This window comes from Bradyrhizobium sp. SZCCHNRI1029 (genome assembly GCF_032487555.1).
Lineage (GTDB): Bacteria > Pseudomonadota > Alphaproteobacteria > Rhizobiales > Xanthobacteraceae > Bradyrhizobium.
The window spans coordinates 337,450-352,442 of the sequence record NZ_JAUEUK010000007.1 but is presented as its reverse complement, the minus strand read 5'-3'; the positions used below and the strand labels follow the sequence as shown (position 1 = coordinate 352,442).

Annotated in this window: 11 protein-coding genes; 3 read left to right on the top strand and 8 right to left on the bottom strand. The window is 67.1% G+C overall.

Annotated elements, in window-relative coordinates; all coding sequences use genetic code 11:
- Window positions 1-74: 74 nt before the first annotated feature.
- Window positions 75-1,637 carry an AMP-binding protein gene (locus QW861_RS21715; RefSeq protein ID WP_315717069.1) on the bottom strand — a complete coding sequence of 521 codons (1,563 nt, stop codon included), beginning with the start codon at window positions 1,635-1,637 and terminating at the stop codon, window positions 75-77.
- 323 nt (window positions 1,638-1,960) lie between these two features.
- On the opposite strand from QW861_RS21715, the gene QW861_RS21710 reads away from it, so the two are divergent.
- A complete protein-coding gene (locus QW861_RS21710; RefSeq protein ID WP_316193469.1) occupies window positions 1,961-3,148 on the top strand; it encodes an ABC transporter substrate-binding protein in 1,188 nt (395 codons plus the stop codon).
- A 60-nt stretch (window positions 3,149-3,208) separates the two neighbouring features.
- Here QW861_RS21710 and QW861_RS21705 read toward each other — a convergent pair whose 3' ends face one another.
- The 4 genes from QW861_RS21705 to QW861_RS21690 are packed head-to-tail and all read right to left on the bottom strand — an operon-like array spanning window position 3,209 to window position 7,819.
- Window positions 3,209-3,601 (bottom strand): MAPEG family protein, encoded by a 393-nt coding sequence (locus tag QW861_RS21705; RefSeq protein ID WP_315827924.1) that lies wholly within the window; start codon window positions 3,599-3,601, stop codon window positions 3,209-3,211.
- Window positions 3,602-3,628: 27 nt separating this feature from the next.
- The gene (locus QW861_RS21700; protein ID WP_316193468.1) at window positions 3,629-4,711 is read right to left on the bottom strand and encodes a lipocalin-like domain-containing protein; all 1,083 of its coding nucleotides are present in this window, start codon (window positions 4,709-4,711) and stop codon (window positions 3,629-3,631) included.
- Window positions 4,701-7,163 (bottom strand): ABC transporter permease, encoded by a 2,463-nt coding sequence (locus QW861_RS21695; protein WP_315751159.1) that lies wholly within the window; start codon window positions 7,161-7,163, stop codon window positions 4,701-4,703. Before QW861_RS21695 ends, QW861_RS21700 begins: the two co-directional genes overlap by 11 nt.
- Complete coding sequence (locus tag QW861_RS21690; protein ID WP_315751160.1) at window positions 7,160-7,819, bottom strand: ABC transporter ATP-binding protein; 660 nt, start codon at window positions 7,817-7,819, stop codon at window positions 7,160-7,162. The genes QW861_RS21695 and QW861_RS21690 overlap by 4 nt, the downstream gene beginning before the upstream one ends.
- A 256-nt stretch (window positions 7,820-8,075) precedes the next feature.
- Here QW861_RS21690 and QW861_RS21685 point away from each other — a divergent pair, with 256 nt between their 5' ends.
- Window positions 8,076-9,380 carry an MFS transporter gene (locus QW861_RS21685; RefSeq protein WP_315717076.1) on the top strand — a complete coding sequence of 435 codons (1,305 nt, stop codon included), beginning with the start codon at window positions 8,076-8,078 and terminating at the stop codon, window positions 9,378-9,380.
- 60 nt (window positions 9,381-9,440) lie between these two features.
- Complete coding sequence (locus QW861_RS21680; RefSeq protein ID WP_315751162.1) at window positions 9,441-10,316, top strand: tetratricopeptide repeat protein; 876 nt, start codon at window positions 9,441-9,443, stop codon at window positions 10,314-10,316.
- Window positions 10,317-10,320: 4 nt separating this feature from the next.
- Here QW861_RS21680 and QW861_RS21675 read toward each other — a convergent pair whose 3' ends face one another.
- The 3 genes from QW861_RS21675 to QW861_RS21665 all read right to left on the bottom strand — a co-directional run bounded on the left by QW861_RS21675 (window position 10,321) and on the right by QW861_RS21665 (window position 14,960).
- A complete protein-coding gene (locus tag QW861_RS21675; protein WP_315751163.1) occupies window positions 10,321-12,036 on the bottom strand; it encodes an N-acyl-D-amino-acid deacylase family protein in 1,716 nt (571 codons plus the stop codon).
- Between the two features lie 206 nt (window positions 12,037-12,242).
- Window positions 12,243-13,460, bottom strand: coding sequence for an MFS transporter (locus QW861_RS21670; protein WP_315751164.1), 1,218 nt, complete (start codon window positions 13,458-13,460; stop codon window positions 12,243-12,245).
- A 462-nt stretch (window positions 13,461-13,922) separates the two neighbouring features.
- Window positions 13,923-14,960, bottom strand: a complete 1,038-nt coding sequence (locus QW861_RS21665; protein WP_315751165.1) for an MBL fold metallo-hydrolase — start codon at window positions 14,958-14,960, stop codon at window positions 13,923-13,925.
- Window positions 14,961-14,993: the final 33 nt, after the last annotated feature.

Genomic DNA, 14,993 nt, shown 5'->3' with positions numbered 1-14,993 from the left:
CGATCGCAATTAACGGAGAATAGCTGCGCGGCACCGCGCGCGCTTGACCAGGATCAATCCGAGGTCGTGCCGCCCTACACGATCCTTGACGTCTTGTTGCCCCAATAGCGGTCGCGCAGCAGGCGCTTGTAGAGCTTGCCGGTCGGCAGCCGCGGCAGCTCCTTCTCGAAATCGATCGAGCGCGGCACCTTCTGCCGCGACAGCGACTGCCGGCAGAACGCGATCAGCTCCTCTTCCAGCTCGGGCCCAGGCATGATGCCCGACATCGGCTGGACCACCGCCTTCACCTCCTCGCCGAGATCGGGGTTGGGCACGCCGAACACGGCGGCATCGGCGACCTTCGGATGCGTGATCAGCAGGTTCTCGCATTCCTGCGGATAGATGTTCACGCCGCCGGAGATGATCATGAAGGTGGCGCGGTCGGTGAGATAGAGATAGCCGTCGGCATCGACATAGCCGACGTCGCCCACGGTGCTCATGCTGCCGTCGGCCGAACGGGCCTCCTTGGTGCGCTCGGGGTCGTTGAAGTACTCGAACGGCGATCCTGTCTTGAACCACACCGTGCCGGCCGTTCCTGTCGGGCACGGCTGCATGGTCTCATCGAGAATGTGCAGGTCGCCGAACAGCACCTTGCCGACGGTGCCGCGATGCGCGAGCCATTCCGCGCTGTCGCAGGCGGTGAAGCCGAGGCCTTCGGTGGCGCCGTAATATTCGTGGATGATCGGCCCCCACCATCTGATCATGTCCTCCTTGACCTGTGCCGGGCAGGGCGCGGCGGCATGGATCGCGACCTCGAGCGAGGAGAGATCATAGCGCGTGCGGATCTCTTCCGGCAGTTTCAACATGCGCGAGAACATCGTCGGCACCAATTGCGTATGCGTGATGCCCCATTGCTCGACCAGTTGCAGGTAGCGCTCGGGGTCGAACGTCTCCATGATGATGGCGGTGCCGCCGACGCGGATGGTGAGGTTGACCGCGGCCTGCGGCGCGGAGTGATAGAGCGGCGCCGGCGACAGGTAGATCATGCCTTCGCGGTAGCGCCACAGTCTTTCCAGGAAGTCGAAGATCGGAAGCTGCTGAACCGGCGGCTGCTCGGGCAGCGGCCGCAGGATGCCCTTCGGCCGGCCCGTGGTGCCGGAGGAGTACAGCATCGCGGTGCCGACGCATTCGTCGGCGATCGGCGTCGCCGGCAGGCCGGCCGTGGCCTCGGCGAGGCCGACGATCCGCTCGCTCTCGCCAAGTTCGTCCCGTCGGCCATCGGCGACGATGCAGAGCTCGATGTCGGGCGCCTCCTTCAGCGCCTCGCGCGCGACGTCGAGCTTGGCGAGGGAGGTGATCAGAAGCCGCGACCGGCTGTTATTGAGGATGTAGGCCAGCTCGCCGGGCGTGAGGTAGGAGTTCACGCAGGTGAAATACAGCCCGGAGCGCTCGCCGGCGCCGCACGCCTCCAGATAGCGGCTGTTGTTCTCCATGAAGATCGAATAGTGGTCGAGCCGCTTCAGGCCGCGTTGGCGGAACAGATGCGCCAGCCGGTTGCTGCGCGCTTCCAACTCGCGATAGGTCACCGCCTCGCCGGTCGAGGCCATGATGAAGGCAGGCTGCAATGGGCGCAGCCGGGCGTGCTTGCCGGTGTACATGTGTCCTCCTGCCGATGCGCGCAGCTCGCCGCGGCGCGGCGCGCAGGCGGGAGGAAGGCGCCTGCCGCGGCACCTCGGCATGGCGACGCGATGCAGACGGTGCTGCCTCACGCGTCCAGGCGGTTTCCTTCCCTGCGCACCATCCCGGCGGGACGGCTCGTTGTTTGGACGCGAATGTAGCGGAGGAGCCTGCGTCTCTCAACATGGCTGTCAGCCGATTGGCTGAGGCGGGAAGGGATGGGCGTGGCCGGGGTTCTGGCATAGCATGAGCGCGCATTCCAACGAATGACATCTCAAGACCAAGAAATGCGGGGAGAGACCATATGAAATCGGGTTTGCTGGCTTTTGTGGCCGTCGGTGCGCTGCTGGCGGCGGCGCCGGCGTCGGCGCAGGTCAAGATCGGCATCCTCAACGACCAGTCGGGCGTCTATGCCGACTACGGCGGCAAATATTCCGTCGAAGCGGCCAAGATGGCGATTGAGGATTTCGGCGGCGAGGCGCTGGGGCAGAAGGTCGAGCTGGTCACCGCCGACCATCAGAACAAGCCCGATCTCGCCTCGTCGATCGCGCGGCGCTGGTACGACACCGAGGGTGTCGACATGATCACAGAGCTGACGACCTCCTCGGTCGCGCTGGCGATCCAGGATCTGTCGAAGGAGAAGAAGAAGATCGACATCGTCGTCGGTGCCGCGACCTCGCGCATATCAGGCGATGCCTGCACGCCCTACGGCTTCCACTGGGCCTATGACACCCGCGCGCTCGCGGTCGGCACCGGCGGCGCGCTGGTCGAGTCCGGCGGCGATACCTGGTTCTTCATGACCGCCGACTACGCCTTCGGCTATGCGCTGGAGAAGGACACCAGCGATATCGTGACGTCGAAGGGCGGCAAGGTGCTGGGCTCGGTGCGCATCCCGCTCAACTCGTCGGACTTCTCCTCCTTCCTGCTGCAGGCGCAGAGCTCGAAGGCCAAGATCATCGGGCTTGCCAATGCCGGCCTCGACACCACCAACTCGATCAAGCAGGCGGCCGAGTTCGGCATCGTCAAGGGCGGGCAGAAGCTCGCCGGCCTGCTGATGACCCTGTCCGAGGTGCATGGCCTGGGGCTGGAGGCGGCGCAGGGCCTGATCCTCACCGAAGGCTTCTACTGGGATCGCGACGACAAGTCCCGCGCCTTCAGCGAGCGCTTCATGAAGCGCACCGGCCGGATGCCGAGCATGATCCACGCCGGCACCTATTCCGCGACATTGTCCTATCTGAAGGCGGTGAAGGCCGCCGGAACCAAGGACGCCGACGCGGTGGCGGCGAAGCTGAAGGAGCTGCCGGTCGACGACGCCTTCGCGCAGGGCAAGGTGCTCGCCAACGGTCGCATGGTCCACGACATGTACCTGTTCGAGGTCAAGAAGCCGTCGGAATCGAAGAAGCCGTGGGACTACTACAAGCAGCTCGCCACGGTGCCCGGCGACAAGGCGTTCTTCACCGCCAAGGAGAGCGGCTGCCCGCTGACGAAGTGATCGTCACACCATCGCTGTCGTCGCGGCGAAAGCCGGGACGACGGGCGATGGGTGCAGCAATCAGCCGTGCAGCATCCGCCACAGGATGGCGATCAGCGCGCCGGCGAGGAGTACGGATGCGGCGAGCGCCTGCACGCCGAAACCGGGGCCGCGCTTCTCCGCGGCCTTCGCATAGGACACCATGTACATCGCGCGGCCCGCGATCCAGACGAGGCCGATCAGGGCCGCGATCGGGTCGCTGATATAGATCGCGAACAGCCACAGCGCCGGCAGGAAGATCGGCATCCATTCAAGCGTGTTCACTTGCACGCGATAGGTGCGCTCGAAATCGAGATTGCCGGTGACGGCCGGCGCCTTGACGCCGAACCTGGCGCGCGCTTGCGCGACGCGGACCCCCATGTAGAAATACAGCATGAGCGCGAGCACGGTGACGAGTGCGGTGAAGTGATACATGCGCGGTTCCCCCCTGATGACGGCTTTTCAATATCCCGTCAGCTCGAGATAGCCCACCCCGGTGTGGCTGCCCTTGAAGCTGATCGGTCCCTCCCAATACGGCACGCGGGTGCCCATCCAGGCCTTGGAGTTGAGCGGCGCGGTATCGATGGCGATGCCGAGCGCTGATATCTCGACGCGCCAGCCGACCGGCAGCCTGCGCTCACCGATCGCAACGATATCCTTTGGCGTCATCACGATGCCCCCGGGGCCGAGCGCGCGCGAGACGCCGTCCGCCGTGATCCAGGTGCCGGACGTGTAGTCGCCATTGCCCTGCCGCATCCGGTACAGCATCAGCTTCTCGCCGCCGGAGAAATGCAGCGCGAACCAGTCCCAGCCGCTCTGGTCGGCGGCCAGCGGCTGGCTGCTCCATTCGCGGTCGAGCCAGGCCACGCCTGTCACCTCGACCGGCGTGTCGTCGAAATTGATCTGGCCGCGGGCGCGGTAGAACGGCTGGCTGTAATAGTAAGACGCCTGGCCGCGCTCGGATTTGCGGCTGTAGCCGCCGATGCCCTGCAGCACCACCGGACGGTCGGCCTCCAGATGCAGCGCGTAGGAGAAGTCCGGCCCGGCGGCGGTCATGTCGAGCGGCGCCAGCGATCGATCGTCGGTCGCGGCGGTGCCTCGTAGGTGCCAGTCATCGATCCAGGCCTGGAACGGCTTGGCCTCGACGCCGGCCTGGCCGACGCCGCCGCGCGCGAATTTCTCGGTGGAGCGATGGCTGTCCGCGCGCGTCACCGCGGCATGCGCCATCCAGAGCTGCTGATTGTCGAACCCCTCGGCTTGCGGTCCGGGCCGCGCCGCCGAGCGGAACAGCGTCCATTGCAGGCCATAGGCCTTGCCGCTGCTATCGCTCAGGTTTGCGGTGACGTACCACCACTCGATGCGGAAATCGTCGTGCGGCCCGTGATCCGCAGGGAAGCCGAACGCTCGTCCGGGCGTCACCGGCGCAAAGCCGTCGGCGCTGTCGCTCAGGCCCGCAAAGCCCTGTGCATGCGCAAGGCTCGGCAGGGCCAGCAGGCCGAGCCCGCCGATCAGGCCGCGCCGCGTGATCGTCGTTCTAGCGCTCAATGGTGAAGGTCCTGACCAGATCGGCCGGCTGCATCCGGGCCAGCCGCAGCACCGGCAGCAGCGAGGCGATCACCGCCGCGACCAGCGTGACGACCAGCAGCCGGATGAGCTGCAGCGGGAACACGTCGAACGGCAGCCGCCAGCCGAACGCTTTGACATTGACGATCGCGATCAGGCACCACGCCACGACGAGCCCGAGCGGCAGCGCGAGCAGCGCGGTCAGGCCGGCGAGCGACAGCGTCTTCAACAGCTCGACTTCGGCGAGCCGCCGTCGCGTCAGCCCGATGGCCCATAAGGGTGCGAGCTGCGGCAGCCGCGAGTTCGCCAAGGTCAGCAGGCTGGTCAGCAGCGCGATCGCGGCGACGCCCAGCGTGAAGGTGTTGAGCGCGCCGGTGACCGCGAAAGTGCGGTTGAAGATCTGCTTCGATTCCTGCTTCACGGTGGCCTGGTCGATGACGTTGCGGCCGTCCAGGCCGAATTTGTCGGTCAGCGCGCTGATCAGTCCCGGCACGTCGGCCGGCGCTGCGCGCACGGCCATGCGCGTGATGGGCGTCGCCGGGAAGCGGCGCGTCAGCGCGGCGACGTTGACCGTGATCTGGCCCTTGGGATTGCCGTAGTCGGCATAGATGCCGGCGATCGTGATGCGCCAGTCGCCGCCGGATGCCGGGAGGTCGATGCTGTCACCGACAGACAGATGGAGCCGGCGCGCCAATTGCTCGCTGACGAAGCCGGCGTCGCCGCGCACCAGCTGCTTCCAGGCGCTGTCGCCGGCCTGCAGCAGCGGCCAATGGTCGCGATAGGTGTCGTGATCGGGCAGGCCGAGAATATCGATCGGCGCGCCCGCCAACTGCGTTTCGGCGCGTCCGCCCGGCAGCACGGCCTGGACATCGGGCCGCGCGCGCAGCCAGATCTGGATGTCGCGCGCCTGCGCTTCATCCGCGGCGCTGATGTAGACATCGGCGGCGAGCCGGCCATCGAGCCAGACCAGGAAGGTGCGGCTGAAGGTCTCGACCATCGTGGCGACGCCGACATTGACGGCGAGCGCCAGCAGCAGGGCCATCAGCGCCAGCGACAGGCCCGAGATCTGCTGGCGGCTGTCGGCCCAGAACCATTGCGCCAGCGCCGCGCGCGCGCCGCGCTCGCCGAACCGCAGCACCAGCTCCAGGATCGCGGGCAGCAGCAGCGCCGCGCCGAGCATCATCGCCGCGAGCACGCCGAAGCCAGCCAGCAGCGACTGCCCGAGCCACAGCAGCAGGCCGGCGGCGACGAAGAAGGCGAGCGCGACCGCGCTCTGCAAGCGCAGCCAGCGCCGCTGTGCCTCCTGCCACGCATAGGGCTGCGCGGTGGAGAGGATCGGCAGCCGCATCGATTTGACCAGGCTGGTCGTCGCGGCTGCGAGCGCGCCGGCGATGCTGATGACGAGGCCCGCAAACCACCATTCCGGCTGCAGGCTGAGCTCGCCCGGCACCTGCGCGCCATACAGCCCGCGCAGCGATGCCGCCACGTTCGGCAGCAGCGCGGCGGCGATGACGTAGCCGCACACCAGCCCGACGAGCCCCGCCACCAAGGCAAAGGCGATGAGCTCGCCGATCAGCACGCCGTTGAGCTGGCGCGCCGACACGCCGCAGGCGCGCAAGGTGCGCAGCACCGGCAGGCGCTGCTCGAAGGCGAGGCCGATGGCGGAATTGACGATGAACAGGCCGACGACGAAGGACAGCAGGCCGAAGGCGGTGAGGTTGAGGTGGAAGCTGTCGGTCAGTCGCTCCAGGTCGGTCTCGGCCTCCGGCTGCACGAGCTGTAGCCGGCCGCCCGCGAACGACTGCAACGGCGGTCGTTGGACCGACGTCTTGCCGACCAGCAGCCGCGAAATCTGGCCGGGCCTGTCGAGCAGCCGCTGCGCGTCGCTGATATCGACCACGAGCACGCCGGGCGCGAGCTGCTGCTGCGCCATCAAGGGTGGCAGCAGGGCGTCGTTGCTGAGCCGCGGCGCCGTGCCGTCTTTCAGTCCGAGATCGGCCAGCGTCTCCGGCGAGATCAAGGTGCGATGTGGCGGTGTGAGAAAGGCCTCGAGCTCGCTGCGCCCGACCATCGGCGCATTGCCGACCTCCCGGGGGATGCTGAACGGCTCGATGCCGAGCAGCCGCACCGAGTGGCCGTCGATCTGCACGCGGCCCTCGAGCACCGGCGACACCGGCCAGCGGGCGCGGCGCAATTCCGCGAACACGCTCTGCGGCAGCATCTTGCCGTCGGTCGCGACCAGCATCGGCGTGCGCGCGCCGCCGAAGATCGCCGCGGCGCGATCATAGGAGCTGCGCGCCTGCTGGTTCAGCGCCTGCACGCCGCTCCACAGCGCGGTCGCCGAGATCAGCCCGATCAGCAAGGTCGCGAGCTGCATCGGATGCCGGCGCCAGTGGCTGAGCAGCACGGCGAGAATCCACAGCGCGCGCCTCATGCGATGCGCCCGCCATGCAGGTGGACGCGGCGGTCGAGCATCGCCGCGAGCCGCGCGCTGTGCGTCACCATCAGGAAGCCGCAGCCGGTGCGCGCGACGAGGTCGCGCGTCAGCGCCATCACCTCGTCGGCGGTGTCCTCGTCGAGATTGCCGGTCGGTTCGTCCGCGAGCAGCAGGGCCGGCTTGACCGCCAGCGCGCGGCCGATCGCGACGCGCTGCTGCTGTCCGCCCGACAGTTGCTCCGGATAGCGCTTGAGCAGCGACTTCAGCCCGAGCCGCTCGACGAGCTCGGTGTGCCACGCCGGATGATGCCGACCGGCCAGCCGCGCCTGGAAACTGAGATTGTCCTGAACCGACAGGCTCGGCACCAGATTGAACTGCTGGAACACGAGGCCGAGCCGCTCGCGCCGGACCGCCGCGCGTGCCGAATCGTCGAGCGCCCCGACCGAAACGCCGTCGAGCAGAATGTCGCCGCCGTCGGCGGCATCGAGCCCGGCGATGAGATGCAGCAGCGTGCTCTTGCCGGAGCCGGATTCACCGGTCAGCGCGACGCGCTCGCCGGAGGAGACGTCGAGGTCGACGCCACGCAGGACGTGGATCGGCTCGCCGCCGGATCGATAGGACTTGGTGAGATGACGGACGCTGAGCACGAGCATGATCGGGGTTGTTGCGTCACAACATAACAAGGGCCAACGCGAACATCACGCGCTCGTTCTTCATGACGCCCCTGATGTGATGCCGGCCGCGCGCAATCAGGTTGCGAGGGTATCGCGATGCAGCCCAAGAGGGCGGATTCCCGCGTTGCAGCAATAACTTAGCGCGCCAGCCGGTTGCCTGCGAAGCCGCTTCGTGGGTAGCATCGTCAAAACGCCCGGACGACAGGGGCGGATCATGACAGAATGGGGAAGGACCATGGCCGCGCCAACGACGCTGAAGGGCACATCCCGCGCAAGCGCGACACCGAAAGGCGCCTGGAAGATCACCTTCCTGCTGTTCCTGTTCATGCTGGTGAACTTCGCCGACAAGATCGTGGTCGGGCTCGCCGGCGTGCCGATCATGACCGAGCTCAATCTGAACGCCGAGCAGTTCGGCCTGCTTGGATCATCCTTCTTCTTCCTGTTCTCGATCTCGGCGATCGTCGTCGGCTTCGTCGTCAACAAGGTGCCGACGCGCTGGGTGCTGCTGGTGCTGGCGCTGATCTGGGCGCTCGCGCAATTCCCGATGGTGGGCACCGTCGGCTTCACCACGCTGCTGATCTGCCGCATCATTCTCGGCGCCGGCGAAGGTCCCGCGGCGTCCGTCGCCGTTCACGCGGTCTACAAATGGTTCCCCGATGAGAAGCGGGCGATGCCGACCGCGATCCTGTCACAGGGATCCGCCTTCGGCGTCATCCTCGCCGTGCCCGCGCTGAACTGGATCATCGTGAATCACGGCTGGCACTATGCCTTCGGCGCACTCGGCGTGGTCGGGCTGATGTGGAGCGTGGCGTGGCTGTGGCTGGGCAAGGAAGGGCCGCTGGCGGAGGTCGAGCTCGCCGGATTGCGCGAGCGGCGCGTTCCCTATCTGCAACTGCTGACGTCGCGGACCTTCGTCGGCTGCGTCGCCGCGACCTTCGGCGCCTATTGGGCGCTGTCGCTCGGGCTGACCTGGTTCACGCCGTTCCTGGTGAAAGGCCTCGGCTTCTCGCAGCAGCAGGCCGGCTTCATCTCGATCCTGCCCTGGATCTTCGGCGCGTGCGTGGTGCTGACCACGGGCTTTGTGTCGCAGACGCTGATGGCGCGTGGCGTCTCCACGCGCATGGCCCGTGGCGTGGTCGGCGCGACGCCGCTCGTGATCGGCGGCGGGCTGATGGCGATGATGCCGCATGTCGACGCCGCTTCGGCAAAGATCGCACTGCTCGTGGTCGGATCGGGATTGTGCGGCTCGATCTACGTCGTCTGCCCGCCGATGATCGGCGAGTTCACCCCGGTCACGCAGCGCGGCGCCGCCATGGCGATCTACGGCGCGCTCTATACGCTCGCCGGCATCGTTGCGCCCCTCGTGATGGGCAAGATGATCCAGGCCTCTGGCAGCCTGCTCGAAGGCTACATGTCCGGCTTCACCATCAATGCTGTCATCATGGTGATCTCCGGCCTGCTGGGTCTGGCGCTGCTCTGGCCCAACAGCGAGCGTGCCCGCCTGCAGGCGCAGCAGGGTGTGGCGCCGGAATTTGCGTGATACAACCCCCGCCCGGGGTCATCAGGAGGCGGCCTCGCATTCACCCGCGTGAGGTCCCGCATGATGCGCCTGTTCTCTCATATGCTGCAGTACTGGCGCGGCGTGCGATGCCTGACGATCGAGGACTTCTCGGGCGCCATCTTCCACTTCAGCAAGGTGGTTCAGCTCAACCCGCGCAACCATTACGCTTACCACAATCGCGGCGTGGCGCTCCAGGGCATGGGCAGCTACGCCAGCTCGATCGAGGATTTTGGTCTCGCGCTCAAGCTCAAGCCCAACGCGCAGACCTACGGCGCCCGCGGCGTGTCACGCAAATTCCTCGGCGACTTCGACGGCGCCATTGACGACCAGACGCGCGCTCTCGCGCTCGAGCCCAGGCTCGCGGCGGCTCATGGTGAACTCGCGTACCTTCATCATGTGAAGGGCGATCTGGATCGCGCGATCGCCCAGAGCACGACAGCAGTCGGCCTCGCGCCCAAAGACCCGGTCATGCATCGGGGACGTGGCTATATTCAGTTCTGCCGCGGCAGGTTCGAAGCCGCGGCAGCTGACATGGAACGATCGCTCGCGCTCCAGTTCGAGCCCTATGCGGCCCTGTTTCGTTACCTGTCGCTGGCTCGGTTGCCGGGGCGCGCCAAGCCAGATCTCGCTTCTTTCGCTGCGTACTGGGCGGCGGGGCAGTGGCCCTGGCCTGTGTTCGATCTTCTCATGGAGCGTTCGACGGCGCAGCAGCTGTTGAACGCGGCGGCAACGGCTCCAGAACAGGCTGAAGCCTATTTCTACATCGGTGAGTGGCATCTCCTGCACGGCCGCAAAGACGAGGCCGGCAGGGCACTCGAGATCGCGCTGCGCTCGTTGCCACCCTGGTTCAACGAGCATCCCGCCGCGCAAGCCGAGCTTGCAAGGCTTGCCGAGACAGTCGCCGCGGCCAGTTGACGTCTCAGCTCAGCTGGCGCGCCCCCCTGACCAGCCGTCCCGGGCGTGCGCCGGTGGCCTCGCCGTGGCGGCGCGTCACCACGCCCGACACGATCGTCGCCTCATAGCCGTCGACCTCCTGCATCAGTCTGCGCCCTCCGACCGGCAGGTCGTAATGTACCTTGGGCGGATGCAGGTGCAGCCGTCCGTAGTCGATCACGTTGACGTCCGCCTTGTAGCCCGGTGCGAGCAGGCCGCGATCGTCGAGGCCGACCGAGAGCGCGGTCTTGCGCGACTGCGCGGCGACGACGAAGGGAATCGACAGTCTGTCGCCACGCTTGCGGTCGCGGGTCCAGTGCGTCAGCAGATAGGTCGGGAAGCTGGCATCGCAGATGATGCCGCAATGCGCGCCGCCGTCGCTGAGGCCGGGCACGCTGCGCGGGTCGCGCAGCATCTCGTAGGTGGCATCGAGATTGCCGTCGGAATAGTTGAGGAACGGCACGTAGAGCATGCCGCGGCCGCTGTCCGTGAGCATCGCGTCATAGGCCAGTTCCTCGGGACGACAGCCGCGCGCGCGGGCCTGGGCGCCGAGTGACCGCTCCGGCGGCTGCTCATAGTCCGGCGGATCGCCGAGCAGATACATCTTGTCGTAGTTCGGCTTGAAGAACAGCGGGTCGTCGGTCGCGCTGGCCTGCTCGCCCAGGATGGCCGCGCGCAGCTCCGGATCGCGCATCCGCGCGACTCGCTCATCCAGCGGCAGATGCGCGATCGCCTGGTAGCTCGGATGCGTCTGCAGCGGGTTGCGCGACAACTCCAGCCCAAGCAGCAGTCCAACCGGGCGCGCCGCGATCTGCGCCGTCACCGACAGGCCGCGCGCGGCGGCGGCGTTGATTTCGGCCAGCGTCTGCCGCCAGCGTTGCGGCGCGCGGTCGTTCTGCGTCACCGAGAACGAGATCGGGCATTTCGTCGTGTCGGCGATGCGCAGCATCATCGGCAGGTCTTCGTGGATGGTGGAGATGTCGAGCACGAATTGCAGCACGCTGCGGCCGGCGCCGTGCATGGCCTGCGCGATCGTCGTCAACTCGTCCTCGCCGGCCTTGAGCGTCGGCGTGTAGTCACCGGTCGATGTCCGATGGTTGAGCGTGCGCGAGGTCGAGAAGCCGAGCGCGCCGGCGTTGACCGCATCGCGTGCCAGCGCCGCCATGGCGCGGTTGTCGTCGGCGGTGGCCGGATCGCGGCGCGCGCCGCGCTCGCCCATGACATAGACGCGCAGCGCCGCATGCGGCAGCTGCGCGCCGATGTCGAGATCGAATTCACGCTTGCCGAGCCACTCCATGTAATCCGGAAAGCTCTCCCATTCCCAGGGAATGCCGGCTTCGAGCACCGGTTCGGGGATGTCCTCGACGCCCTCCATCAACTGGATCAGGCGCTGATGATCGGCCGGCCGGCACGGCGCGAAGCCGACGCCGCAATTGCCCATGATCGCGGTGGTGACGCCGTTCTGCGACGACGGCGAGATGTCTTGGCTCCAGGTCACCTGGCCGTCGTAATGGGTGTGAACGTCGACGAAGCCTGGTGTCACGAGTTTGCCGCGCGCGTCGATCTCCTCCCGGCCGGTCGCATTGACCTTGCCGACGGCGACGATACGGCCGTCCGCAATCGCCACATCAGCTTCGTAGAGTTCGCCGCCCGAGCCATCGGCAACGGTTCCGCCGCGGATCACGAGATCTGGCTGCGTCATGGCGTGTCTTCCCCGGGTGTTGTTGTTGGCCGCATCATCGGCGGGAAGGCGATGATGTCAACACGCGGGGATCAGGCAGCAGCGTTGCGCCGGCGCAGGTGACGCGAGCGCCGTAGGGTGGGCAAGGCGGCGCGCGCCCACCATTCTCAGCGGTGATTTCTGGCGGACGGTGGGCATGCTTCACGTTGCCCACCCTACGAAGACTGCTACGCCTTGGCCTTTTTCGGCTCGGTGAAGAACGCGAGCACGATCGTCAGCAGCATGAACACGACGGAGGCGCCGAACACCCAGCGCGGCGCGTTCATGTCCATGATCCAGCCGAACAGCAGCGGGCTGACCACGCCGGCGAAGTTGAAGCCGGTCGACACGATGCCGAAGGCGCGGCCGGCGGCACCCGGCGGGGCGGCATTGCGCACCAGCATGTCGCGCGACGGCGCGATCACGCCGCTCATGAAGCCCGCAACCAGCATGATCGCCGTGAGCAGCACGGTCGGCAGGTTGATGAAAGTGATCATCAGCACCAGCACGGCGTTGATCGCATAGGCGACGGCCGCGACCAGGTTGTGATGGCGGATGCGGTCGGCGAGCTGGCCGCCGGCGAGCACGCCGACGGCGCTGGCGCCGAGGAACGCGGTCAGTGCGATGTTGGCGGTCGAGAACGAGATGCCGTAGCCGTTCATGAGCGCGACAACGCCGAAGCTGGCGATGCCGGCGTTGGACAGGCTGAGCAGCATGAAGAACACGGTCAGCAGCATCAGCATCGGCGTCAGCAGGCTGGGCTGTTTGACCTTGCTGCCGTCGGCGCTGGTGTGATGCGGATGCGGCGGCACCTCGGGCACGTTGCCGACGAGCAGCAGCAGCGCGGCGAGCGGTCCGACCAGGCCGGCTGCGATCAGCGCGCCGGAGCCGCCGACGGTGGTGACCAGCGCCGCCATCACGGCGGGCGCGACGGCGCCGCCGAGATAGCCGGCGAAGGTATGCACACCGAACGCGCGGCCCATGCGCTTCTCTTCCATGTGTGCGGCCAGCAGCGCGTAGTCGGAAGGATGGTAGACCGCGTTGGCGAGGCCGAGCAGCACCGCCGAGACGACAAGGCTGGCATAGCTCAGGTAGACGCCGAGCATCGCCAGCGACAGGCCACCGAGCGTCAGGCCGATCAGCAGGATGCGGCGGGCGCCGGCGCGGTCGACCAGATAGCCGACGGGCGCCTGGGTCAGGGCCGAGACGACCGCGAACACGGTGAGCGGAAAGCCGAGCTCGATGTAGCCGACGCCGAGCTTCTCCTTCAGGTAGGGAAACAGCATCGGCAGCACCAGCATGTGCAGATGGCTGACCCAGTGCGCCAGCGAGATCAGCGCCAATGTGCGCAGCGGCGAGGCGGTCCGGACCGGAGCATGTTGCGGTGCGGCGAGAACGTCAGCCATGGTCGATCCGTTGGCCCCCGGCGTCAGCGATGGAAAGGAGGGCGCGTTGCCGGCAAACCGCCGATGCTCCCGAAATCAGGGGCGCGCGCGACACAACGCCACACTATCGGAATGCGGTTCATTGTCCATGAACGCCCGCGCATGGCACCTGCGCGCCGCGGCCGGCGTTTGCGGGCTGGGGTAGAGGAAACACGGCAGGGTGCCGGCTTTGCATGCATCCGCGCTGAGGGAGCCACTCCGCATCGTCAACCTCGGTGTCATCCCCGCACACGGGGATCCATAACCACCGGCGGATGTTTGTTGCGATGCAGGTTCAACGTGCAGCCTGCCTCAAGACAGATCACGCGGTATCGGTCCCGGGTCGGCGTCCACCGACGCTTCGCGTCCGCGGGCTTGCCCGGGACGACAGCGGAGTGTGAGGGCGCCGCCAAGGGCTGCCGAAAGGTGGGAGAGCGTGACCTCCTACGGCACCACCGGCCCGCCGGCCTTTTTCCACGCGTCCAACCCGCCTTCAATATGCGCCGTATTCGCCAGCCCCGCCGCCTGTGCCGTCTGCACCGCCATCGCCGAGCGCTCGCCATAGGCGCAGAAGAACACAATGCGGCGGCCGGTGGCGGCGGCGACCTCGCGCAGCATGCCGCCCGGCTTGAGATTGTCCTCGATCGCAGGATAGGGCGCGTGCAGTGCGCCGGACAGCGTGCCGTGCTTGGCGCGCTCCGCGGCTTCGCGCAAATCGACCAGCAGCACGTCGGGGCGTCCCAGGCACTCGATCGCCTCGCGTGCCGACAGCGACAGGCCCCGCTTCGCCAACTCCTCCTGATGCAGCCCGACGCGCATGTTGGCGGGCACCGCGACATCCATCATCTTCGGGTTCGGCAACTTCAGATTCGCCATCAGCGCGACGTAGTCGTCGACCGACTTGACCTGCAGGCGCGGATTGTAGCGGCGCTCCTCGCCGATCGTGGAGACGGTGTCGCCCTTGTAGTCGTGTGCGGGATAGACCAGCGTGTCGTCGGGCAGCCGCAGCAGCTTGTTGAAGATGGAGTCGTACTGCTGCCGCGCATCGCCGTTCTGGAAATCGGTGCGGCCGGTCCCTCGGATCAGCAGCGTGTCGCCGGTGAAGACGCGGTCGCCCAGCGAGAAACTATAGGAATCGTCGGTGTGCCCGGGCGTGTACATTACTTCCAGGCTGATGCCCTCGATGGCGATCCGGTCGCCCTCGCTGACACGCATCGCCACCACGTCGGCCTTGGTCTGCTCGCCCATGATGGTGACGCAATGGGTTCGGTCGCGCAAAGCGCCGAGGCCGGTGACGTGATCCGCATGCAGGTGGGTGTCGACGGCCTTCACCAGGCGCAAATCGAGCTCGCGCAAAAGCTGGCAGTAGCGCTCGACCTTCTCCAGCACGGGATCGATGATGACGGCCTCGCCGCCGCTGCGGCTGGCGAGGATGTAGCTGTAGGTGCCGGAGACGCTGTCGAACAATTGGCGGAAGATCATCAGCGCCTCCTTCCGATCTGGATCATCGTGGCA

Coding starts and splice junctions, on each gene's coding strand:
- QW861_RS21715 (WP_315717069.1), bottom strand. CDS start 1,637: ATGTACACCGGCAAGCACGCCCGGCTGCGCCCATTGCAGCCTGCCTTC.
- QW861_RS21710 (WP_316193469.1), top strand. CDS start 1,961: ATGAAATCGGGTTTGCTGGCTTTTGTGGCCGTCGGTGCGCTGCTGGCG.
- QW861_RS21685 (WP_315717076.1), top strand. CDS start 8,076: ATGGCCGCGCCAACGACGCTGAAGGGCACATCCCGCGCAAGCGCGACA.
- QW861_RS21705 (WP_315827924.1), bottom strand. CDS start 3,601: ATGTATCACTTCACCGCACTCGTCACCGTGCTCGCGCTCATGCTGTAT.
- QW861_RS21695 (WP_315751159.1), bottom strand. CDS start 7,163: ATGAGGCGCGCGCTGTGGATTCTCGCCGTGCTGCTCAGCCACTGGCGC.
- QW861_RS21665 (WP_315751165.1), bottom strand. CDS start 14,960: ATGATCTTCCGCCAATTGTTCGACAGCGTCTCCGGCACCTACAGCTAC.
- QW861_RS21670 (WP_315751164.1), bottom strand. CDS start 13,460: ATGGCTGACGTTCTCGCCGCACCGCAACATGCTCCGGTCCGGACCGCC.
- QW861_RS21690 (WP_315751160.1), bottom strand. CDS start 7,819: ATGCTCGTGCTCAGCGTCCGTCATCTCACCAAGTCCTATCGATCCGGC.
- QW861_RS21675 (WP_315751163.1), bottom strand. CDS start 12,036: ATGACGCAGCCAGATCTCGTGATCCGCGGCGGAACCGTTGCCGATGGC.
- QW861_RS21680 (WP_315751162.1), top strand. CDS start 9,441: ATGATGCGCCTGTTCTCTCATATGCTGCAGTACTGGCGCGGCGTGCGA.